Genomic DNA, 20,087 nt, shown 5'->3' on the forward strand with positions numbered 1-20,087 from the left:
GTCGCAGCCAGGCTGGCGGCATGGCGCAGGACGCTACAGGGACTTGAGCAGGCCGAGCTTGGCGGCCTCGTACACGGCTTCGCCGCGCGAGCGCACCGCCAGCTTGCCGTAGATGTTCTTGATGTGCGATTGCACGGTATGCACGCTCAGGCCGACATAGCGCGCGGTCTCGGCATAGGTGTAGCCGCGCGAGATCAGGTCGAGGATCTCGCTTTCGCGCGCGGACAGCGTGACGCCGCGCTGGGCGGCGTTGCCGCGTCCGGCGCCTTCGGCGGCCCCGGCCAACCCAGCGGCCCCGGCGGGCTCGCCGCGCAGGCGGTTGACCACCTGGCGCGCAATCAGCGGACTCATCGGCGAGCCTCCGGCGCGCAGTTCGCCGATCGAGGCGGCGATGCGGTCGGTGGTCTCGTCCTTGAGCAGGTAGCCGATGGCGCCGGCTTCGATGCTGGCCAGCACGTGCTGGTCGTCGCCGAACACCGTGACCACCATGCATTCGCACTCGGGATAGCGTTCGCGCGCCTGGCGTATCACGGCGATGCCGCTGCCGTCCGGCAGGCCCAGGTCGCACAGCAGGACGTCGGGCTGGTGCAGCGCCAGCCAGGCAAGGGCATCGGCGACACTGCCGGCGCAGCCGGCCACGGTGCTGGCGGGCGCATGCATCTCGACGGCCTGCACCAGGCGGCTCTGCGCGGCCGGGTCATCCTCGACGATCAGGACTCTGGTTGTGCTTGTCATGCCAGTGTGGTTGCGGGGCCCTGCCGTTGCGTCGGCGCGACGGGTTGCCGGCGGATTCTGACATATCCCCCGGTGTCGCGGGCGTGGCTTGGGCTGGTTTTCAGGGTAAACACAAGCGTCGCCGCGGCCGCCCGCACCAGCCTATCCATGCGGGTGTCGCTTTTCGTCCGCTGGTCCGCGGCGCCGCCCCGTTGTGGAGAACGCGGCATTTCTCCCGGTTCCCCACCCTGCATCCCTTACAAGGTCTGCAAGGCTTGCACGGCCTGCGGCGTCACCCGGGCCGCAGCCGCGCGGCTGCCGCACGGTATGAATCTTGCCGCTCCTGATAACCCGCCACCGGAATGCGGACATTGTTGTGCTCGTCCGCGTATGGCGCCATTCACATATCAGGAAAACAGCATGAGCTACTACTACGACGAACGCCAACGCCGCCAGGCGTGGGAAGACGACGACTGGCAACCGGAATCCGAACGCGATCCCTGGCAAACGCAGCGCCGTCGCCAGCAGCTGACGCCGGGCCAGACCAGCTACGGGGGCCCGGCGCGCCAGGCCGGCAGCTACAGTGACGAGTACGGCGCCGGCAGGTATCTGCAGCGGCCGACGCCGGGTGAGTACGGCAGCCGCGGCGATTACCGGAGCGGTTACGGTAGCGATTACGGTAGCGATTACGGCAGCCGCGCCCGGCAGGACTTCCAGGGTTCTCGGCGCGACCAGGGCGATGAAGGGCGCCGGCATGAGCGTGATGCGCGCAGCCAGCGCGATCAGGACGAAGAGCGCTATCGCCGCCGTGCCGGCAGCAGCCTGCGCTACGGCCTGAACGGTGGCTATGGCTGGGAACGCGCCGGCGAATGGCGCGATCCGCAAGCCTGGCAGCGCGATGACGACTACGCCGAAGGCCAGTGGCGCGAAAGCGCCGAACGCGCGCGCGACCCGTATGAGCTGGCCCGCGCCCGCAACCGCGACAGCTACTTCCGCGACCTGCGCAGCGACACCCGCTACTGGACCGAGGACCGCGACCAGCGCGAGGACGAGCCGCGGTACGGCCAGCGCTACAGCCGCGAGGCGGCACGGCAGCGTGGCTGGGAAACCGATGATAGGGAAGACTATCGCGACGACGACCGCGAAGACCGCGGCGTGCTCTACAACCTCGGCCGCCGCATCGGCGAAGCGGTCGGCGACCTGTTCGGCACCGACCAGCGCGAGCACGAGCGCAAGGCTGGCCCGCGCGGCTACCAGCGCAGCGACGACCGCATCCGCGACCAGATCTGCGAGCGGCTCAGCTATGCGCGCGGCGTCGACGTCAGCGATGTCAGCGTCGACGTGAACGATGGCGTGGTATCGCTGACGGGCACGGTGCGCGAGCGCGGCCAGAAGTACTATATCGAGGACCTGGCCGACGGCACCTACGGCGTGAAGGAAGTCCACAACGACATCCGGGTGCGCCGTGAAGGCTCTGGCAGCAGCACGAGCACGAGCACCTCGGAGGCTACCGGCAGCACGTGGCGCGCTTAAGCTGCTGCACCAGCGCACTGGCAACGCGCCGGTGCCCGCAGCAGCTGTCCCGGCCGGCACTTGTGCCGGCCGGCCTCGTTGCCGACGCGCAAGGTGCCCATGCCCGCCCTCAAGATCGCCACCTTCAACATCAACGGCATCCGCAGCCGGATCGGCGCGCTGCGCCACTGGCTGGAGCGCGAGGCACCCGACGTGGCCTGCCTGCAGGAACTGAAGACCGCCGACGAGGGCTTTCCCGCGCGCGAACTGCGCGAAGCCGGCTACGGCGCCATCTGGCACGGCCAGAAGTCATGGAACGGCGTTGCCATCCTGGCGCGCGGCACCGAGCCGGTGGAAGTGCGCCGTGGCCTGCCCGGCGATCCCGACGACAGCCACAGCCGCTACCTGGAGGCAGCCGTGCACGGGATCCTGGTCGGCTGCCTGTACCTGCCCAATGGCAATCCGCAGCCCGGGCCCAAATTCGACTACAAGCTGGCCTGGTTCGCGCGGCTGATCGAACATGCGCAGACGCTGTTCGACAGCGGCCATCCGGTGGTGCTGGCGGGCGACTACAACGTGGTCCCCACCGACGAAGACATCTACAACCCGCGCTCGTGGCGCAAGGACGCGCTGCTGCAGCCGGAAAGCCGCGAGGCCTACGCGCGCCTGCTGGCGCAAGGCTGGACCGACGCGTTGCGCGCGCACTATGGCGAGGCACGCATCTACACCTTCTGGGACTACTTCCGCCAGCACTGGCAGACCAACTCCGGGCTGCGCATCGACCACCTGCTGCTGAGCGCCGACCTGGCCCCGCGGCTGCGCGATGCGGGCGTCGACACCTGGGTCCGCGGCGAGGATCATCCCAGCGACCATGCACCGGCGTGGGTGGTGCTGAACCGGCCCGCCGCCCGGCGCAAGCGCGCGGCATAGGCCAGCGCCGCCAGCGCAGGTTCAGGCCCCCGCGCCCATCTCCGCCGTCAGGCGCTCCCGGGCGAAGCCCAGGAAGGCGCGCACCCCCTCGGGCAGGGTTCGGTCACGCTCAGGCGCTGCGCCGCCTCGGTCAGCGAGCCGCTGCGCACCACCTCCAGGAAGTAGCGCAGCGAAGTGTCCTGCAGGCGGTGCGACAGCATGGGGCGGCTCCCTGGAATGCGGCGGCGCAACGCTTCGCCGCTTTGCGTTTTACGCAAGGATATTTGAAAAAATCATCGATTGCGTAAAGTCCGGCCCGGCCCGTATGCTTTTTCCCGACACCACAGGAGACACCGGGAGAACCCATGGCAGATAGGCTTTCCACCGCGCTTCCCACCGACCCGATCACCGAACTCGATGCCGTCGCCCTGTCGTGCGCCATCCATGCCCGCGAGGTCTCCTGCGTGGAGGTGCTGGACGCGTTCCTCGGCCAGGTCGACCGCCACAACCCGCGCGTCAACGCCATCGTCGCCCCGGTCGACCGCGATGCGGTGCGCGCCCAGGCGCAGGCACTCGATGCCGAACTGGCGCGCGGCAGCAGCCGCGGCCCGCTGCACGGCTTTCCGCAAGCGCCCAAGGACATCAGCCCGGCGGCGGGCATGGTCACCACCAGGGGCTCGCCGATCTTTGCCGGGCAGGTCACCCAGAGCGATGCCGCAATCTTCGAGCGCATGCGCGCCGCGGGCTCGGTCTTTATCGGCCGCACCAACTCGCCCGAGTTCGGCCTGGGCGGCCATACCTACAACCCCGTCTACGGCACCACCCGCAATGCCTTCGACCCGGCGCGCTCGGCCGGCGGCAGCTCCGGCGGCGCCGCGGTGGCCGTGGCGCTGCACATGCTGCCGGTGGCGGACGGATCGGACATGATGGGCTCGCTGCGCACGCCCGCGGCGTTCAACCAGGTGTATGGGCTGCGCACCTCGGTCGGCTGCGTGCCGCACGGGCCCGCCGACGAGGTCTTCTTCCAGCAGTTCAGCGTGGCCGGGCCGATGGCGCGCAACGTGCCCGACCTGGCGCTGCTGCTGTCGGTGCAGGCCGGCTTCGATGCGCGCATGCCGCTGACGCGCCGCGCCGAAGCGCCCGGCGCCTTCACGCTGCCGCCCGCGCGCGACTGGAAAGGTGTGCGGGTGGGCTGGCTTGGCGACCTGGGCGGCCATTTGCCCACCGAGCCCGGTGTGCTCGAAACCTGCGAGCGGGCGCTGGACCACTTCAGCGCGCTCGGCTGCGACGTCGACACCGCATTGCCGGATTTCGAGCTGGAGCGCCTGTGGCATGCCTGGATCGACCTGCGCAGCTTCTCGGTGGCGGGCGCCAACGCCGCGCTGTACCGCGACCCGGCCACGCGCGCATTGCTCAAGCCCGAGGCAGCCTGGGAAATCGAGCGCGGCCTGGCGCTGCCCGGCACGCGCGTCTATGAAGCCCTGTGCGAGCGCAGCGCGTGGTACCAGGCGTTGCGCGTGCTGTTCGAGCGCTTCGACTACCTCGTGCTGCCGGCGGCGCAGGTGTTCCCGTTCGACGCCGGATGGGACTGGCCGCGCACCGTCGGCGGCCGCGACATGGACACCTACCACCGCTGGATGCAGGCCGTGGTGCCTGCCACCATGGCCGGGCTGCCGGCGCTGGCCGCGCCCGCCGGCTTCGGCCCGCAGGGGCTGCCTGCCGGCATCCAGATCATCGGGCCGGCGCAGGCCGACGCGGCGGTGCTGCAGCTGGGCCATGCCTACGACCAGGCGGGCGGCTTCTCGCGCGTGCGCAGCCCCTGGCTGGACCAGCCCGCCTGATACGGCAGCACACGAACACCACATCAACACCACCTCGACGCCACCTCGACACCCCTCGACACCACCTCGACACCACGCGGCCCGGCTATCCCGGCTTCCAGATGGGCACGTGGTTCGCGCTGCTGGCGCCGGCCGCGCTGCCCGCGCCGGTGCAGCAGAAGCTGGAGAAGGCGCTGGCCGAAGTCGCCAATGCGCCCGCCACGCGTGCGCGCATGGTCGAACTGGCCGGCCTACGGCAACGGCGCCGCGGTGCGGGCGCGGGTCGAGAAGGCAGGCGGCTGCGGGAGCAAATCGCAGCGTGGTTACAGCGGAGATAGATGGGTGAATGCCGTTCAGTTAACCGCCGTCGTTCCCGCGCAGGCGGGAACCCAGTGACTTTTTGTCCCCCATCGGGGGGCTTCAAGACGCTGGATTCCCGCCTGCCGCGGGAATGACAGTTGTGATTGATACCTTAACTGAACGGCATTAAAGATAGATGGGACAGTCTTTTTTGCATACAAAACTGGAATACAATCAACCCTTTCAATGTAGCGGCCGGGGTGCGTCCCGCGCCGCCCCAGTTTTGGAGGAGACCATGACCTACAGTGCAACCGGCCTGACTTCCCGCCACACCGCCGCGCTGGCCCCGATCGAGGACTACCTGCAGGGCCACGCCACTGGCAACCCCGAGGTGATGCGCCGCGCCTTCCATGCCGACGCCCGCATCGTCTCGTTCCGCGACGGCAAGCTGCATGCGCTGACGGTGGAAGACTTTATCGCCGCGCGCTGCCCCGGCCATGCGCCGGCCGATGAAGCGCAGCGCCGGCGCGCCATCGCCCAGTTCGACGTGGTCGGCAATGCCGGCGTGGCCAAGGTCGTGCTGGAGCATCCGGACGTGGTCTTTACCGACTACATGACGCTGCTGCAGATCGACGGCGCGTGGAAGATCGTCAACAAGACCTTCAGCGCGGCGCCGCGCCCGCAGCAGTAACGTACGCAGCAACTGCCCGCGCGACTCAGGCGGGCAGCACCGCGGTCGCCTCGATCTCGAACAGCATGTTGTCGAGCGCCAGCCGCGGCACCGGGATCAGCGTGCAGGCCGGCGCCGGCCGGTCGCCCCACATCTCGCGCAGCGCGGCGCCGAAGGTGCGCAGGCGGTCGTGCGAGTGATCGACCACCAGTACCGTGAGCTTGGCGACATCGCCCACGTCGGCGCCCGCGGCCTGCAGCGCAATGCGCAGGTTCTGCATGGCCCGCGCCACCTGCCGCGGGAAATCCGCCGCCAGGCAGCCGGCGGCATCCTCGCCGCCCTGCCCGGCCACGTAGACGATGCGGGCAGGCCCTTCCACTACCGCCACGTGCGAATAGCCGTTGGGACGCGGGTCGTACAACGCGGGGGGATTGATCAGGTTCAGCGAAGCATTGGGGCGGGCAAGCGTCAGCATGGTCATCGACTCTGTGTCAGGCGAAGGCGAACAATGGAGCCGCAAGTATCAAACCTCAAGTTAGGTTAAGGTCAAGCGCGGCCATGGTGGTAGCATGGGCATTCCGCCGCCGCCACCTGCCCCACCTGCCCCACCTGCCCCACCTGCCCCACCTGCCAGCCATGCCCAGGACTTCCCCACCTGTTTCCACCACGCCTGCCACGGCCGAGGCGCCGCGCCGGCGCCGGCCACGGCCCGCGGAGGAACTGCTGTCGGTCGGCCAGGTGGCCGAACGCACCGGCATCGCGGTATCGGCGCTGCATTTCTATGAATCGCGCGGATTGATCGCCAGCACGCGCAGCGGCGGCAACCAGCGCCGCTATGCGCGCGCCGTGCTGCGGCGGCTGGCGGTGATCCGCGTGGCGCAGCGCATGGGGCTGCCGCTGGCGGTGATCGCTGCGGCGATGCAGAAGCTGCCCGACGGGCGCGCGCCGACGGTGGCGGACTGGCGCCGGCTGTCGGCCAGCTGGCGCGACGACCTGGATGAACGCATCCGCACGCTGACGCTGCTGCGCGACCAGCTCGACGGCTGCATCGGGTGCGGCTGTTTGTCGCTGAAGGCGTGCCCGCTGCGCAACCCACAGGATGCGCTGGCCGGAGAAGGGCCGGGGCCGCATTTCCCCGGCGAGCAGGAATAAGCGAACGCCTGATAAACGAACGCCTTAACGGAAGGTCTGCAGGTAGCCGAGCAGGTCTTCGATCTGCTTGTCGTTGCCCAGGCCCCAGAACCGCATCTTCGTGCCTGGCACAACCTTGGCCGGGGAACGCAGGAACGCGCTCAACGTGTCGTGCGACCACACCACCCTGGATGTGCGCATCGCGTCCGAATACTGAAAATCCGTCGTGGTGCCCGCCTGCCGCCCGAAGATGCCGTTCAGCTGCGGGCCGAACGCGCCGCGCGCATTGCGGCCCACGTAGTGGCACGACGCGCAGCGCGTGGCAAACAATGCCTTGCCGGCCTGCAGGTCAGGTTCGGCACGCGCCACGGCGGGGAATGCAATGAACATCGCGGCGAGGGCGGACAAGGCAAGGGCGGAAGCTGCGGGCAAGACGGTACGGCGCATGGCAACACGGGGCAACGAACGGCGAGGCTGCATGATACAGGCCCGCGGGTGAGTGGGCTGGTGAGTGGGCTGGTGAGTGGGCAGCAGGTGAGTGGGCAGGTTACACCGCGTCACACTTGCAACACTTCGAGCGCCCAATATTACGGACCCTGCCCCTACAGTGAGCCCATGTCCAACGCCCCTTGGGAGGCAGCCATGAAACGAATCCTAGCAATGGCAGTAGCAGGCGGTGCATTGCTGGCGGCGAGCGCCGCGGCCCATGCCGGCGTCAGCGTCGGCATCAATATCGGCGCGCCCGCCGTGGTGGTGGCCGAGCCTGCCCCGGTGTACCGCCCGGCCCCGGTCTACGCGCCGGCGCCGGTCGTGTATGCCCCTGCCCCGGTCGCCTATGCCCCGGCGCGCCCGGTGGTGGTAGCCCCGGTGCCGGTGCGCTATCGCCCCGACTATCGGGCCGACTATCGTCCCGGCTATCACCGCGCGGAATACCGTGAAGCTCGCCGCGAGTGGCGCGGGCGCGAATGGGCCCATCGTCATGACGGCCACGGCGATCACCGCGGCCCTGGCCGCCACTGGGACTGACGTGCTGCCGGCCGGGCCTGCGGGTCCGGCCGCAGCAACAGCATCCTTCCAGCAAAGATCCGCAAGTCAGGCTACCCTGTCGGCCATCCTCCCGTTTGAGCCCGCCAGGAAATCGCCATGACCCAATCCCTCAGAATCGACTTCGTCTCCGACATCGCCTGCCCCTGGTGCGCCATCGGCCTGTCTTCGCTGCAGCTGGCGCTGCAGCGGCTGGGCGACGGCGTCGACGCCGAGATCGTGCTGCATCCGTTCGAGCTGAACCCCGACATGGGCCCCGAAGGCCAGGCCATCGTCGACTACCTCGGCAGGAAGTATGGCCGCACGCCCGCGCAGATCGCCGAAACCCAGGCCATGATCCGCGAGCGCGGCGCCGGCGTGGGCTTCACCTTCGGCGAACGCGCGTTTGTCTACAACACGTTCGACGCGCACCGGCTGCTGCACTGGGCCGGCCTGGAAGGCAGGCAAGTCCCGCTGAAGCTGGCGCTGCTGCGTGCCTACCATACCCACGGCAAGGATCCCAGCAACCATGCCGTACTGCTTGAAGCTGCCGCGTCGGTTGGCCTGGATGCGGACGCTGCGCGCCGGGTGCTGGAAAGCGGCCAGTATGCCGACGACGTGCGCGCCGAAGAGCGCGAGTACCAGCAGCTGGGCATCCAGTCGGTGCCGTCGGTGATCTTCAACAACCGCTACCTGGTCACGGGCGGGCAGCCGGCCGAGGCCTTCGAGCAGGCGATCCGCGAGATCGTGGCCGAGGCGCAGCAGGCGGGAACGCCGCGCTAAGGCACGGCGCGCAGGCTAGGTGTTGCGCTTGAGGCCGCGGCGTTCGTCGACCGCGTCGGCGAGCATTTCCAGCATGGCCAGGGAATCGTCCCAGCCGATGCAGGCATCGGTAATGCTCTGCCCGTATGTCAGGGCGGACGGGCTGTGCTGCCCCGGGGTGAACTTCTGCGCGCCGGCCACCAGATTGCTTTCGACCATGACCCCGAAGATCGACCGGCTACCGCGACGGACCTGCTGCGCCACGTCTCTCGCCACATCGATCTGCCGCTGATGCTGCTTGCTGCTGTTGGCGTGACTGAAATCCACCATCAGCGCGTCGCCCAGCCCCGCCGCCTGCAGCTCCCTGCAGGCCGCCGCCACGGAATCCGCATCGTAGTTGGGGGCCTTGCCGCCGCGCAGGATGACGTGGCAATCCGGATTGCCCTTGGTGTGCACCGTCGCGACCTGGCCGTTCTTGTGCACGCCCAGGAAGTGGTGCGGACGCGATGCCGCCTGGATCGCGTCGATCGCAATCCTGATGTTGCCGTCGGTGCCATTCTTGAAGCCGATCGGCGCTGAACTACCCGAAGCCAGCTCGCGATGCACCTGGCTTTCCGTGGTGCGGGCGCCGATCGCGCCCCAGCAGATCAGGTCGCCGATGTACTGTGGCGAGATCACGTCCAGCAGCTCGCCCGCCGCCGGCAGGCCGAGGCGGTTGATGTCGACCAGCAGGCTGCGCGCAATGCGCAAGCCTTCGTCGATACGGTAGCTCTCGTCCAGATAAGGATCATTGATCAGCCCTTTCCAGCCGACCGTGGTCCGGGGCTTCTCGAAATACACCCGCATCACGATCTCCAGCGTGCCGGCATGGCGCTGCCGCTGCGCCAGCAACAGCCGCGCATATTCGAGCGCCGCCTGCGGGTCGTGGATCGAGCAAGGCCCCATGATCACCAGCAGCCGGTCGTCCTGGCCATGCTGGATACGCGCGATGCGCTGGCGCGTCTGCGTGATCAGCGACTCGACCGCCGTGTTCCGGATCGGGAAAAAGCGGATCAGGTGTTCGGGCGGCGGCAGCGGGATGATGTCTTCGACATGCGCGTCGTCAGTCACGCTGGTGCGGTCCGGCGGTGACTGCCATTCACTGGCGATGGTGGACGAAGGCTTGAGCGGGTCGTTCATGGCGAGGTCAGGCGGGTTTTGCTAGCGAACGATGGTGCTACACCAATGGCGAGGGCGTCAAGGCAGGCGGAAGGCCGGCCTGCTCCTGAACTGTGTTGACGGGCACATATGATCCGCCTTCGCCACCCTGGTCCGCCGGCACCTGTTACTTGCCACGAATCACTTGGCCACAAATCACTTCGCCACAAATCACTTCGCCACAAATCTCGCCGTCACGGTCTTGCCATCGGCAAACCGGATCGTCGCAACCAGCTTGGCGCCAGCCTGCAGCGACAGCTTGTCGGCCGCCACGAGCGCGTTTCCAGCGCCCGGCGCAAGCGTGGTTTCCGTCTTCCTGGCACCCGTCAGCACCGTCAGCTTGCCGCTGGCACCGGCCACGGGCAATTTCCTGTCATGGTCGTCAACATAGATGGTGACCGCGCCATCCTTGTTGACCAGTTCGAACTGCAGGTCGCTGGCCGCCTGCACGATGCCGCCGTACTGTGCGGGCCCCGCGCCGTGGGCCAGCGCCAGGCCGGACACGCCAAGGCTGGTGGCAATCAGGATGGTTGTGATCTGCTTCTTCATCGCATACTCCATTGATGCAGCAACTTGGGGGCGTCGCTGCCAAAGCCCATGTTCAGTACATGTCGCCCTGCCGCTGCGACAGGATCCGCTCCAGCGGGCGGCGCCCGAACAGCCAGAAGGCCAGCGGCGTCAACACGGCATCGAGGATGGTCGAGCTGACCAGGCCGCCGAATATCACCACGGCAACCGGATGCAGGATCTCCTTGCCTGGCGCATCGGCCGACACCAGCAGCGGAACCAGCGCAAATGCGGCAACCAGCGCAGTCATCAGTACCGGGGTCAGCCGTTCCAGGGATCCCCGCACGATCATCGGGATCCCGAAGGTTTCTCCTTCGTGGCGGCACAGGTTGATGTAGTGGCTGACTTTCAGGATGCCGTTGCGGGTCGCGATGCCCGTCAGCGTAATGAAGCCGACCATCGATGCCACCGACAGCGCCAGTCCGCCGATCCACATCGCGATGACGCTGCCGATCAGCGCCAGCGGAATGTTGGCCATGATGATCAGCGCCAGCGTCGCCGAGCGGTAGCGCGAGTAGAGCACCAGGTAGATCAGCGCAAGCGACACCAGGGACAGCAGCACGATCAGTTGCGTGGCTTGCTCCTGCGCCTGGAACTGGCCTTCGATGCTGATGAAGTAACCGCCCGGCAGCCCGGCGCGCGCCACGGCGCCACGTACTTCGCTGATGATCCTCGACATATCCGAGCCGTCGGTGTTGGCATAGACGACGATGCGCCGCCGGCCATTCTCGCGGCCAATCTGGTTGGGGCCGTCGCCCTCTTCGACGGTGGCGAGAGCCGACAGCGGCACCGGCCCGCGCGGCGATTCCAGCATGATGCGGGACAGGTCCTGCGGCGTGCGGCCGGCATCCGGCAAGCGCACCACCAGGTCGTAGCGGCGCACGCCTTCGATTAATTGCGTGATGCGCGAACCATCGGACAAGGTCTGCAGAGCCTTCAGCGCCTCGCCCGCGGGGATGCCGTATTGCGCTGCCTTGCGGTAGTCGAGCCGCACGTTTACCTGCGGAATCAATACCTGGCGCTCCACCGTGATATCGACCAGCCCCGGTATGGCAGCCAGCCGCCCGCGCACGTTCTCCGCCAGCCCGCGCAGCGTATCGAGGTCATCGCCATAGATCTTGAGCGCGACTTGCGCCCGCACGCCGGACAGCAGATGGTCCAGCCGGTGCGAAATCGGCTGGCCTATCGCGACCGACGCCGGAAGGCTTGCAAGCTGGGCGCGGATCGCGGCCATCACTTGCTCCCGGCTACGATCCGAGCGCGTCAGGTCGATGTCGATCTCGGACGAATGCACGCCTTCGGCATGTTCGTCGAGTTCGGCGCGGCCGGTGCGCCGTCCCACCTGGGTGACTTCAGGCACCTGGCGGACCAGCGTCTCGGCCAGTGCGCCCATGCGGTTGGCTTCGGCCAGCGAGGTGCCGGGATTCAGCATCAGCGACATCACCAGCGAGCCTTCGTTGAAGGACGGCAGGAAGGTCCGCGGCATGAAGGGTACGGTGGCGGCCGCCAGGGCCACTGTGACGGCGGCCGCAGCAAGCACGGCTTTGGCGCGCGGGAACGACCAGTCCAGCATCCTGGCATCGAGCCGCTTGAGCCACGCCACCAGCGGGCTGTCCGGATGTTCCAGCCGCTTCATGCGCGGCAGCAGGTAGTACGACATTACCGGGGTCACCGTCATCGACACCAGCATCGACGCCAGGATCGACACGATATAGGCAATACCCAGCGGCGCGAACAGCCGCCCCTCGATGCCGGGCAGCGCGAACAGCGGCACGAATACCAGCACCACCACCAGCGTGGCATAGACGATGCCGGAGCGGACTTCGACCGACGCGCGCCAGATCGTTTCCAGCACGGACGGCGGATCCTCCAGGCTTGCGCGCTGCCTGAGCCGGCGCAGGATGTTCTCCACGTCGACCACCGCGTCGTCGACCAGCTCGCCGATGGCAATGGCCAGCCCGCCCAGCGTCATCACGTTGATCGACTGGCCCAGCAGATGGAAGGCCAGCGCAGTCACCGCCAGCGACAGCGGGATCGCGACCAGCGAGATCGCGGTGGTGCGCGCGCTCAGCAGGAAGGCGAACAGGATCACGGCGACCATGATGGCGCCGTCGCGCAGCGCCTCGACCACATTGCCAATCGACGCCTCGATAAAGTCCGCCTGCCGGAACAGGATTTGCGGCGCGGACACGCCCGCAGGCAGTCCTCGCTTCAGTTCGCCCAGCGCTGCTTCCAGCTCGCGCGTCAGCCGGACCGTATCCGCCGCGGGCTGCTTCTGCACGCTGACGATCACTGCCGGCTTGCCGTTGAAGCCGGCATCGCCGCGCTTGAGCGCCGCGGCATAGCGCGCACTCGCCACCTGCTCGAGGAGCACCGGCGCACCGTCCTTGTAGGCAACGGCCAGTCCCTTGAGGTCTTCCAGGCGGTTGGTGCGCCCGAGGTTGCGGATCAGGTATTCGCGGCCATTCAGGTCGATGAAGCCGCCGCTGGTATTGGCCGCGAAGTCGCGCAACGCGTTTTCCACCTGCGGCAGCGCCACGCCGAACTGCGCCATCCTGGCGGTGTCCGGTTCCACCCTCAACTGGCGCACTTCGCCGCCGATCGGGATGACCTGCGACACCCCGGCCACCGACAGCAGGCGCGGACGCAGCACGAAATCGGCATACTCGCGCGCCTGCATGGGGCTGGCCCTGGCCGGATCGATCGGCAAGGCGATCAACATGATTTCGCCCATGATCGACGATACCGGCCCAAGGATGGGCGTGAGCCCGCCGGGCAATTGCTCCCTGACCAGGGCAAGCCGTTCCGACACGAGCTGGCGGTTGCGATAGATATCGCTGCCCCAGTCGAACTCCGCATACACGATGGACAAGCCGACGCCGGACACCGAGCGGACCCGCGTGACGCCCGGCATACCGTTGAGCGCAGTCTCGATCGGGAACGAGGCCAGCAGTTCGACTTCCTGCGGCGCCATGCCGCCGGCCTCCGTGATCACGGTCACCAGCGGCTTGTTGAGGTCCGGAAAGACATCCACCGGCGTGCGCCACGCGGTGAAGGCGCCGTACGCCATCAGAATGACGGCGACGGCGAGGACCAGCAGCCGGTTGCCAAGGCTCGCGCGAACAATCCAGTTGAACATGCGCGCCCCTCAGCGGACCTGGTTGATCAGCGCCGCGCCGGACACCACCACGCGGTTCTCCGGCGACAGGCCCCTGACCACGACCACGGTACGCGCATCCAGCACCCGGGCCTCAACCGGCTGGGCGATAAAGCGCTGTGTCCCGGACTTGATCCATACCACCGGCACATTGCTGGCATTGCGCACCAGTGCCTCGGCTGGCAGCGCAATGCCCGTGGCCGTGTCGGTCAGCGTGGCTACCACGGTCACCGGCTGGCCAACGGCAAGCGGCAGCGTTTTGCCCGCAAGCCGGAACATCAGCGGCACGGCCCCGTTCTTCAGGCTGCGGCCCGCGCCGACGAATTCCAGCTTGCCACCGTCCGCGCGGCCCAGCGTGCCGCCCTGGATGCGGCCCGCCAGCGTGGCATCCGCGGTGTTGGCTTCGATCAGCATCCGCTCCGGATCCAGCACTTCGTAAAGCACGTCGCCCGCCGCCACCACCTGGCCGGCCAGGACATTGGCGGTCGCGATGATTCCGCTGGCTGGCGCGGTCAGGTTGTCGGTGTGGCGCAGGCTCTTGCCCACCGCGTCGCGCTGGCCGGACAGGCTGCGGACTTCCGCGCGGACGGCTTCGATCTCCTTGCGCGGGATGCTGTCCTGCAGCGACTCCAGCCGCGCCAGCCGCTGCTGCGCCAGCTTGAGGTCGGCACTCAGGCTCGCCAGGCGGGCCTGCTGGTTGCCGGTATCGAAGGGTTCGTTCTTGTGCCGCAGCACGGCCAGCACCTGCCCCTTGGCAACGCGCTGCCCCAGCACCGGGAAGCCACCGGGAGGCGGCTCGATCCAGCCGGCGTGTCCCGCCTGGAGGCGGCCACCGGCATTGGGATCGATCGCCACCACGGCGTTCAGCTCCACCGTCATCGGATGCGTGGCTTCCTGCGGCAGCGCGGTCCGGATGCCCATGCGCCGTTGCGCGAGCTTGGGCACGTGGACGCTGCCATCCGGCAGCCTGGCCAGCCCCGTGCCCGATACCGCGCCGGCCACATCGAGGTGTTCGCCATTGGGCCCATGGGCACCGGGTCCCGCCTGGACTGGCATGCCCGCACTAGCGGCCAGTGCCATAGCAATGACTACGAAACTTGAAATCCTGGACATGATGTCTGGCCTCAGCTCTTCTTGCCTGCATGGCGGCGCCATACGAACCCGGCCGCAGCGGCCAGTACCAGCGCAACGGGGGCGATCCACGGCCAGCGCGCTTTCCAGAACGCGCCAAGGCCGTGGTCGTGCCCGTCAGCAACAACGTTCAGGCTGCCCTCGATCAGATCGGACTCATTCCCCGCAATCAGCGTGAACACGAGCGCGTGGTTGCCGGGCTGGCGCAGCGCCCTGAGGAGCTTCTCGTCGGTAAAGGAGTAGTCGCCGAAGTCGGCGTGCAGCTTGCCTTGCGCCTTGATGCCGTTGAACTCGACCTCCAGATTGCCGTTCAGGACCGGTTCGTTGGTGGCATAGCGGTCCACCGTCACCGACAGTTCATCGGCAGCCAGGGTGCCAACCAGTTCGAACGTTTCCGTATTGGCTTCGATGACCGGCTGGGCATTCACGGCAGCACCGGTGCTTGCCGGCGCGTCCAGGTGTTCGCCGTTTGGTCCGTGGGCCCCGGGCCCGGCATGCGCCACGCAGGCGCAGCAAAATAGCAAAGTCAGAAAGAACTGGCGGATCATGGCAGCACTCCGAGAGCCTGGTTCAGGTTGGCAATGGCGAACCCGCGCCGGGCGCGCTGGCGCGCCAGGTCGGCTTGGGCTTCGAGGGCATGGTTCTGGGCGCGAAGCACCTCCGGCAAGCCGAGTTCGCCGGCATCGAAAGCCTTGCGTAGCAGCGCTGCCCGCTCGGACAGCGTGGCGCTGCGCTCTTCGGTGAGCCTGAGCTGCTGCTCCGCCAGCGACAGCGCCTGGCGTGCCGCGTCAATTTCGGAGCGAACGACGCGCTCGGTGCGGTCGAGTTCGGCGCGCGCCGTCATCAGATCCGTCTGCGCGGCCGACTCGCGTGGCATGTTGCGCGCCTCTGTGGCAAACGGAATCTTGATGAACAAGCCGACCGTCTGGTCGCTGGGCATGCCGCCGCCCGCACGGTCATTGCGGTACAGCACGCCGACTTCCGGCGCGTCGCGGCGCGACTTGCGCAGGTAGCTCACCTGACGCTCGCCGCGCTGCACGGCCCGCTGCGCCGCTTCCAGCCGCGGGTGGGTCGCGGCGGCGGCAGCAGGGTCGCTCACTGGCGCCGCGGCTTCGTCAAAGCGAAGCGGCAGGGCCGATACCCCGGTCGCTTGCAGCAGCCGCGTCCTGGCGTCCACCAGCCGCCCCTCGCTGTCCGCCAGCAGGCCCTGTGCCGCCAGATGGTCCTGCTGCGCCAGCAGCAGGTCGGTGCGCGCGAGGTCGCCGGCGGCAACCCGCCGGCGCACATCGTCGCGCAATGACGCGGCGATCTCTGCGCGATGCCGCAGCACATCGCGCTCCGCTTCCGCGGCCGCGAGCTGCCAGACTCGCTCGCGCACCTCCGCAGCAAGATTCAGCCGCGCCAGGTCGCCGCCGGCCTCAGCTTCGGCCGCTTGCGCGTCGGCCAGGTCGCCGCGTGCCGCACGCTGCCCTGGCATCCATACGGGGACGCCAAGCTGGACCTCGCTCTCGCGCAGGCCGCGCTTCTCGGTCCAGCGGTCATCCCGGTGCAGCAGCCCGAGCGTAGGCGGCCCGGCGATCAGCGAATCGGCCTGGATCCGGCTGGCCGCGGCCTCGAGGCGCCGCCCTTCGGTCGCCTGGAAGGCAACGGACCGCTCCCACGCGGTATTGAACAGCGCGTGCAGGTCCGCCGGCGCTGGATGGGCATGGGCCGACGGCAGCAGCAGCGCGGACGCAACAATGGAAATGAAAATCTTCCGCATGGAATCCCCAATGCAAATTGCAAAAACGAAGCAAATGCGGCGGGGCGCGGCACAAGACATTGCGCCACGGGATGCAGTCAGGAGATCAGTGCCCCGCCGTCAGGCGGGCGCGTGAGGGGGGCGTAAAGGTGGACTGCCGCGGGGATCAGGCATGCGGCCGCCGAGGAATAACGGTTTGGGCTGCGTCCGCTGCGCCAGCGACAGCGGCAGCCCCCCGGGCAGCGGCGCCTGGAAGTGCATGCCGTAGTCGAAGTCGAGCTGGTGCGACGCGGAGGCAGCGGAATCGTCGAACGTGATATCCCCGTCATCATCGTGGTGATGGGGGACATGATCGGCATGCGCCGCCATGTGATCCACCGGGAAACCGGCGGAATGCGCGAGCTGCCGCTGCGCTGCGGCCAGTGCCTGCAGCGGCAGGATCAGCATCAGGAGGATGGCAATCACGCGCGACATGAGGCGCAATTTTACCTGACCTATCGTGTGCGGGCGCGACCGGGGTCCAGGTCATGCCTCAAATGTGGCCCAAGAGCATTTTTTGTAGAGACATCTACACCGTTGAAATGCAAGTTGTGGGCTTCTAACATGCGCTCATGACGGCGTTCCCCGACACCTGGGCCCTGCTGATCGTCACGCTACCAACCTCCGGCGCCACCGCCCGGATGCGGATCTGGCGCGCGATCAAGACCATTGGTTGCGCCGCACTGCGTGACGGCGCCTATCTATTGCCCGCGGGCAACGTGCAGGTCGCCCAGTTGCGCGAGCTGGCCGGCGAGGCGCGCCAGGAAGGCGGGCAAGCCTGGCTCCTGAATGTCCGCGCCGCCGATCCGGAGGAGGAGAGCGCTTTCCGGGCGTTGTTCGACCGCACCGCCGACTACGCCGAACTGCAAGCGGCCCTGTCAGAGGCGCGCAACATCGGCGGCATTGCGGTACCGGAAGCCAGCGGCTTCGAGGCCATGCTGGCCGGCGCACGCGCGCGCCTGAAGGATGATGACGCCCTGCTGGCGGAAATCGGCGCGGTGCTGGATTCGCTTTACGCACACTTTTCCACCAACAGGAAGCCCTGACTTCGGCTTCCCTCCAGGACTTCGTGATGAATCGCATGCAATCAAGCGGCATGGCACCGCCGGAGGCCGCGGAGCGCCCTGCCTATACCCTCTGGCAGCTCGTGCTCTATTTTCTTCGCCTGGGCACGACCGGCTTTGGCGGGCCGGTCGCGCTGGCCGGCTATATGCATCGCGACCTGGTGGAGCGGCGGGGCTGGATCAGCGATGGCGACTAATGACCACCCCTCGAACACCGGAAGCCACTGGCTCGAACGCCTCGCGCTGCCATCCGGTGTCCACGCCGACGCCATGCCGCTGCTTGCCGGCCGCGCGCTGCGTGGCATCTGCGATGGCTATGTTGCCGTGCTGTTGCCGTCCTATCTGCTGGCGCTCGGCTTCGACTCGATGGCGGTCGGGCTCATCAGCAGCGCGACGCTGATCGGCTCCGCCCTCGCCACGATCCTGATCGGGCTCGTTGGGCACCGCTACCCGCAACGCCGCCTGATGATGCTGGCGGCTGCCCTGATGTTTGCGACTGGCCTCGCCTTCGCGGGTTTCTCCACGCTGTGGCCGCTCCTGATGATCGCCTTCGTCGGCACGCTCAACCCCGGGTCCGGCGATGTCAGTATCTTCCTGCCGCTGGAACATGCGCGGCTGGCGGAATCGGCAACGCCCGACACCCGGACGGCGCTGTTCGCCCGCTATGGCCTGATCGGCGCATTCTCGTCCGCCTTCGGGGCACTGGCGGCGGCGATACCGGCATGGCTGGCCGGGCAATCCCGGCTGCCGCTGCTCGATGCGATGCGCCTGATGTTCGTCTTCTACGGGATCATAGGGTTGCTGCTGTGGCGTCTGTATGCGCGCGTACCTGTCGCTCAGCCACATGGAGCGGCGACCGCGGCGAGAACACCCTTGGGTCCTTCCCGTCCAATCGTGTTACGACTGGCCATGCTGTTCAGTGTCGACGCGTTCGCGGGCGGGCTCGTCGTCAATTCGCTGCTGTCGCTGTGGCTGATGCAGCGTTTCGGCCTGAGTCCGGCCGCGACCGGCCAGTTCTTCTTCGTGGCAGGGGTACTGACGACGTTCTCGCAACTCGCTGCGGTGCCGCTGGCGCGAAAGATCGGCCTGCTCAATACGATGGTGTTCACGCATATTCCGTCCAGCCTGTGCCTGATCGCAGCTGCCTTTGCACCCACGCTGGCGCTTAGCCTGGCACTGCTGCTGGCTCGCAGCGCGCTGTCGCAAATGGATGTGCCGACCCGGACGGCCTATGTGATGGCCGTTGTCACACCGCCCGAACGGGCGGCTGCTGCAAGCCTGACCGCGGTGCCGCGCAGCCTGACTGCGGCTCTCAGTCCTGCGCTCGCCGCCGCGTTGATGGCCTACGGCTTTACCAGTACGCCGCTGGTCGCCTGCGGCCTGCTGAAGATCGCCTATGACCTCGCGATGCTGCGCTCGTTCCGTCGCGTCAAGCCGCTCAACTGATCCAGCGGACCCGTGGACCGCGGGAGACCGGGATTACCGCGACATCATCATCTGCCCCATGAACGCCTCGATCTGCGGCAGCGTCACATAGCCGGTCCGCTGCGCGTCGATCTGGTCGAAATGCTTCGCGACCATCGGCATGCCGGCGGCTGCCTGCTCGCGCGTCAGCTTGCCGTCGTGCGTGGTATTTGCACCGGCAAAGCGGCCCTGCAACTGCTGCATCGCACGCTCCACGCGCGGGTTGGCGGCGGCAGCGGGCATGTCGGCGCTTTGCGCGAACGCACCTGCAGAAGCCAGGCACATGGCGACTACTGCAATCATCTTCTTCATGGTGTTTCTCCGTTGGCCGGCCTCTGCCGGCGTTGTGAACTCAGGTTCGCGGATACGCATACGGCACCCGCGCATTGACCCGTGAATATCACCGCACCAAGTAGACCGGGCGGGATGCGACGTAGACATTACGCGGCAGCTGCGTGGCCTTCACGACCACCGTTGGCAGCGGCGCCGAGGCCACGACCACCTTGGGTGCAGGCTTGACCACCACCTTGGGCGGCGGCGCAACCACCACCGCCTGCGGACGGACGTACACGCTGGCCGGGGCGACCACCACGGTCGAGGCGAAGGCCTGGCTGCTTGCCAGCAGGACCAGCGTACCGGCGGCAGCGCCAAGGAAGCGGGGAATGCGGGGGAATTTGGAGAAGCGCGAGGTCATCACAGGTCCTTAGGTTTCGGTTTCAGCCGGCCGGTGCAGCGCGGCAACGGACCGAACTATAGGTCGGGGTCTGGCGAAATTCGACGCGGAAAACATGTCGCGGTGTTACACGACGGCGGCCCCGTCAGGCATGACATGCGGCGACATATTTCCCACATGGCGCCGGCCGCGATCGGCCACTACATTTGCCTC

Annotated in this window: 21 protein-coding genes and 4 pseudogenes; 12 read left to right on the forward strand and 13 right to left on the reverse strand. The window is 67.7% G+C overall.

The window, feature by feature from the left end; genetic code table 11:
• Positions 1 to 33: 33 nt before the first annotated feature.
• A complete protein-coding gene (locus JTE92_RS11005) occupies positions 34 to 735 on the reverse strand; it encodes a response regulator (protein WP_063237410.1) in 702 nt (233 codons plus the stop codon).
• A gap of 399 nt (positions 736 to 1,134) precedes the next feature.
• On the opposite strand from JTE92_RS11005, the gene JTE92_RS11010 reads away from it, so the two are divergent.
• Complete coding sequence (locus JTE92_RS11010; protein WP_063237411.1) at positions 1,135 to 2,247, forward strand: BON domain-containing protein; 1,113 nt, start codon at positions 1,135 to 1,137, stop codon at positions 2,245 to 2,247.
• A 99-nt stretch (positions 2,248 to 2,346) separates the two neighbouring features.
• A complete protein-coding gene (gene xth, locus JTE92_RS11015; RefSeq protein WP_063237570.1) occupies positions 2,347 to 3,156 on the forward strand; it encodes an exodeoxyribonuclease III in 810 nt (269 codons plus the stop codon).
• Positions 3,157 to 3,257: 101 nt separating this feature from the next.
• On the opposite strand, the pseudogene JTE92_RS11020 reads toward xth, so the two are convergent.
• A pseudogene (locus JTE92_RS11020) lies at positions 3,258 to 3,356 on the reverse strand (LysR family transcriptional regulator); the annotation flags it as partial.
• Between the two features lie 144 nt (positions 3,357 to 3,500).
• Between JTE92_RS11020 and JTE92_RS11025 the strand changes: the two are divergent.
• The 3 genes and pseudogenes from JTE92_RS11025 (at position 3,501) to JTE92_RS11035 (ending at position 5,946) form a co-directional block, all read left to right on the forward strand.
• Positions 3,501 to 4,976, forward strand: coding sequence for an amidase (locus JTE92_RS11025; protein ID WP_063237412.1), 1,476 nt, complete (start codon positions 3,501 to 3,503; stop codon positions 4,974 to 4,976).
• A gap of 83 nt (positions 4,977 to 5,059) precedes the next feature.
• Positions 5,060 to 5,351: pseudogene (locus JTE92_RS30400) on the forward strand (hypothetical protein); the annotation flags it as partial.
• Between the two features lie 199 nt (positions 5,352 to 5,550).
• Positions 5,551 to 5,946: a nuclear transport factor 2 family protein gene (locus tag JTE92_RS11035; protein WP_063237414.1), complete on the forward strand. Its 396-nt coding sequence runs from the start codon at positions 5,551 to 5,553 to the stop codon at positions 5,944 to 5,946.
• Positions 5,947 to 5,971: 25 nt separating this feature from the next.
• Here the strand turns inward: JTE92_RS11035 and JTE92_RS11040 are convergent, their stop codons facing one another.
• A complete protein-coding gene (locus JTE92_RS11040) occupies positions 5,972 to 6,400 on the reverse strand; it encodes a RidA family protein (RefSeq protein ID WP_063237571.1) in 429 nt (142 codons plus the stop codon).
• Between the two features lie 161 nt (positions 6,401 to 6,561).
• Here JTE92_RS11040 and soxR point away from each other — a divergent pair, with 161 nt between their 5' ends.
• Positions 6,562 to 7,077: a redox-sensitive transcriptional activator SoxR gene (soxR, locus tag JTE92_RS11045; RefSeq protein WP_063237572.1), complete on the forward strand. Its 516-nt coding sequence runs from the start codon at positions 6,562 to 6,564 to the stop codon at positions 7,075 to 7,077.
• A 24-nt stretch (positions 7,078 to 7,101) separates the two neighbouring features.
• Here soxR and JTE92_RS11050 read toward each other — a convergent pair whose 3' ends face one another.
• Positions 7,102 to 7,503, reverse strand: coding sequence for a c-type cytochrome (locus JTE92_RS11050; protein WP_063237415.1), 402 nt, complete (start codon positions 7,501 to 7,503; stop codon positions 7,102 to 7,104).
• A 195-nt stretch (positions 7,504 to 7,698) separates the two neighbouring features.
• Here JTE92_RS11050 and JTE92_RS11055 point away from each other — a divergent pair, with 195 nt between their 5' ends.
• The gene (locus JTE92_RS11055; RefSeq protein WP_084254455.1) at positions 7,699 to 8,082 is read left to right on the forward strand and encodes a hypothetical protein; all 384 of its coding nucleotides are present in this window, start codon (positions 7,699 to 7,701) and stop codon (positions 8,080 to 8,082) included.
• 117 nt (positions 8,083 to 8,199) lie between these two features.
• On the forward strand, positions 8,200 to 8,862 hold the full coding sequence (locus JTE92_RS11060) for a DsbA family oxidoreductase (protein WP_063237417.1): 663 nt from the start codon (positions 8,200 to 8,202) through the stop codon (positions 8,860 to 8,862).
• Between the two features lie 15 nt (positions 8,863 to 8,877).
• Here the strand turns inward: JTE92_RS11060 and JTE92_RS11065 are convergent, their stop codons facing one another.
• The 7 genes from JTE92_RS11065 to JTE92_RS11095 form a co-directional block, all read right to left on the reverse strand.
• The gene (locus tag JTE92_RS11065; protein WP_063237418.1) at positions 8,878 to 10,020 is read right to left on the reverse strand and encodes a 3-deoxy-7-phosphoheptulonate synthase; all 1,143 of its coding nucleotides are present in this window, start codon (positions 10,018 to 10,020) and stop codon (positions 8,878 to 8,880) included.
• A gap of 189 nt (positions 10,021 to 10,209) precedes the next feature.
• Entirely contained in the window at positions 10,210 to 10,587 is a 378-nt protein-coding gene (locus JTE92_RS11070) for a hypothetical protein (RefSeq protein WP_063237419.1), read from the reverse strand.
• Positions 10,588 to 10,639: 52 nt separating this feature from the next.
• Complete coding sequence (locus JTE92_RS11075) at positions 10,640 to 13,744, reverse strand: efflux RND transporter permease subunit (RefSeq protein WP_063237420.1); 3,105 nt, start codon at positions 13,742 to 13,744, stop codon at positions 10,640 to 10,642.
• Between the two features lie 9 nt (positions 13,745 to 13,753).
• The gene (locus JTE92_RS11080) at positions 13,754 to 14,818 is read right to left on the reverse strand and encodes an efflux RND transporter periplasmic adaptor subunit (protein ID WP_232353408.1); all 1,065 of its coding nucleotides are present in this window, start codon (positions 14,816 to 14,818) and stop codon (positions 13,754 to 13,756) included.
• 68 nt (positions 14,819 to 14,886) lie between these two features.
• Positions 14,887 to 15,441, reverse strand: coding sequence for a hypothetical protein (locus JTE92_RS11085; RefSeq protein WP_063237422.1), 555 nt, complete (start codon positions 15,439 to 15,441; stop codon positions 14,887 to 14,889).
• Positions 15,438 to 16,655: a TolC family protein gene (locus JTE92_RS11090; RefSeq protein ID WP_063237423.1), complete on the reverse strand. Its 1,218-nt coding sequence runs from the start codon at positions 16,653 to 16,655 to the stop codon at positions 15,438 to 15,440. Before JTE92_RS11090 ends, JTE92_RS11085 begins: the two co-directional genes overlap by 4 nt.
• Before the next feature lie 99 nt (positions 16,656 to 16,754).
• On the reverse strand, positions 16,755 to 17,108 hold the full coding sequence (locus JTE92_RS11095) for a hypothetical protein (protein ID WP_063237424.1): 354 nt from the start codon (positions 17,106 to 17,108) through the stop codon (positions 16,755 to 16,757).
• 137 nt (positions 17,109 to 17,245) lie between these two features.
• Between JTE92_RS11095 and JTE92_RS11100 the strand changes: the two are divergent.
• From JTE92_RS11100 to JTE92_RS11110, 4 genes and pseudogenes are all read left to right on the forward strand, one after another.
• Positions 17,246 to 17,563 (forward strand): annotated as a pseudogene (locus JTE92_RS11100) (Chromate resistance protein ChrB); the annotation flags it as partial.
• A gap of 45 nt (positions 17,564 to 17,608) precedes the next feature.
• On the forward strand, positions 17,609 to 17,719 hold the full coding sequence (locus tag JTE92_RS30850) for a hypothetical protein (protein WP_503108265.1): 111 nt from the start codon (positions 17,609 to 17,611) through the stop codon (positions 17,717 to 17,719).
• Between the two features lie 35 nt (positions 17,720 to 17,754).
• A pseudogene (locus tag JTE92_RS11105) lies at positions 17,755 to 17,931 on the forward strand (chromate transporter); the annotation flags it as partial.
• Complete coding sequence (locus JTE92_RS11110; protein WP_063237427.1) at positions 17,924 to 19,183, forward strand: MFS transporter; 1,260 nt, start codon at positions 17,924 to 17,926, stop codon at positions 19,181 to 19,183. The pseudogene JTE92_RS11105 and the gene JTE92_RS11110, both read left to right, overlap by 8 nt.
• A 33-nt stretch (positions 19,184 to 19,216) precedes the next feature.
• On the opposite strand, the gene JTE92_RS11115 is transcribed toward JTE92_RS11110, so the two are convergent.
• Together JTE92_RS11115 and JTE92_RS11120 are read right to left on the reverse strand one after the other, a co-directional pair.
• A complete protein-coding gene (locus JTE92_RS11115) occupies positions 19,217 to 19,513 on the reverse strand; it encodes an EF-hand domain-containing protein (RefSeq protein WP_063237428.1) in 297 nt (98 codons plus the stop codon).
• An 88-nt stretch (positions 19,514 to 19,601) separates the two neighbouring features.
• On the reverse strand, positions 19,602 to 19,895 hold the full coding sequence (locus JTE92_RS11120) for a hypothetical protein (protein ID WP_063237429.1): 294 nt from the start codon (positions 19,893 to 19,895) through the stop codon (positions 19,602 to 19,604).
• Positions 19,896 to 20,087 lie beyond the last annotated feature (192 nt).

It is taken from the genome of Cupriavidus oxalaticus, assembly GCF_016894385.1.
Classification (GTDB): Bacteria; Pseudomonadota; Gammaproteobacteria; order Burkholderiales; family Burkholderiaceae; genus Cupriavidus; species Cupriavidus oxalaticus.

Bases quoted from the DNA above. Each gene is read 5' to 3' on its own strand.
- JTE92_RS11005 (WP_063237410.1), bottom strand. From the start codon at position 735: ATGACAAGCACAACCAGAGTCCTGATCGTCGAGGATGACCCGGCCGCG.
- JTE92_RS11010 (WP_063237411.1), top strand. From the start codon at position 1,135: ATGAGCTACTACTACGACGAACGCCAACGCCGCCAGGCGTGGGAAGAC.
- xth (WP_063237570.1), top strand. From the start codon at position 2,347: ATGCCCGCCCTCAAGATCGCCACCTTCAACATCAACGGCATCCGCAGC.
- JTE92_RS11025 (WP_063237412.1), top strand. From the start codon at position 3,501: ATGGCAGATAGGCTTTCCACCGCGCTTCCCACCGACCCGATCACCGAA.
- JTE92_RS11035 (WP_063237414.1), top strand. From the start codon at position 5,551: ATGACCTACAGTGCAACCGGCCTGACTTCCCGCCACACCGCCGCGCTG.
- JTE92_RS11040 (WP_063237571.1), bottom strand. From the start codon at position 6,400: ATGCTGACGCTTGCCCGCCCCAATGCTTCGCTGAACCTGATCAATCCC.
- soxR (WP_063237572.1), top strand. From the start codon at position 6,562: ATGCCCAGGACTTCCCCACCTGTTTCCACCACGCCTGCCACGGCCGAG.
- JTE92_RS11050 (WP_063237415.1), bottom strand. From the start codon at position 7,503: ATGCGCCGTACCGTCTTGCCCGCAGCTTCCGCCCTTGCCTTGTCCGCC.
- JTE92_RS11055 (WP_084254455.1), top strand. From the start codon at position 7,699: ATGAAACGAATCCTAGCAATGGCAGTAGCAGGCGGTGCATTGCTGGCG.
- JTE92_RS11060 (WP_063237417.1), top strand. From the start codon at position 8,200: ATGACCCAATCCCTCAGAATCGACTTCGTCTCCGACATCGCCTGCCCC.
- JTE92_RS11065 (WP_063237418.1), bottom strand. From the start codon at position 10,020: ATGAACGACCCGCTCAAGCCTTCGTCCACCATCGCCAGTGAATGGCAG.
- JTE92_RS11070 (WP_063237419.1), bottom strand. From the start codon at position 10,587: ATGAAGAAGCAGATCACAACCATCCTGATTGCCACCAGCCTTGGCGTG.
- JTE92_RS11075 (WP_063237420.1), bottom strand. From the start codon at position 13,744: ATGTTCAACTGGATTGTTCGCGCGAGCCTTGGCAACCGGCTGCTGGTC.
- JTE92_RS11080 (WP_232353408.1), bottom strand. From the start codon at position 14,818: ATGCCAGTCCAGGCGGGACCCGGTGCCCATGGGCCCAATGGCGAACAC.
- JTE92_RS11085 (WP_063237422.1), bottom strand. From the start codon at position 15,441: ATGATCCGCCAGTTCTTTCTGACTTTGCTATTTTGCTGCGCCTGCGTG.
- JTE92_RS11090 (WP_063237423.1), bottom strand. From the start codon at position 16,655: ATGCGGAAGATTTTCATTTCCATTGTTGCGTCCGCGCTGCTGCTGCCG.
- JTE92_RS11095 (WP_063237424.1), bottom strand. From the start codon at position 17,108: ATGTCGCGCGTGATTGCCATCCTCCTGATGCTGATCCTGCCGCTGCAG.
- JTE92_RS30850 (WP_503108265.1), top strand. From the start codon at position 17,609: ATGCTGGCCGGCGCACGCGCGCGCCTGAAGGATGATGACGCCCTGCTG.
- JTE92_RS11110 (WP_063237427.1), top strand. From the start codon at position 17,924: ATGGCGACTAATGACCACCCCTCGAACACCGGAAGCCACTGGCTCGAA.
- JTE92_RS11115 (WP_063237428.1), bottom strand. From the start codon at position 19,513: ATGAAGAAGATGATTGCAGTAGTCGCCATGTGCCTGGCTTCTGCAGGT.
- JTE92_RS11120 (WP_063237429.1), bottom strand. From the start codon at position 19,895: ATGACCTCGCGCTTCTCCAAATTCCCCCGCATTCCCCGCTTCCTTGGC.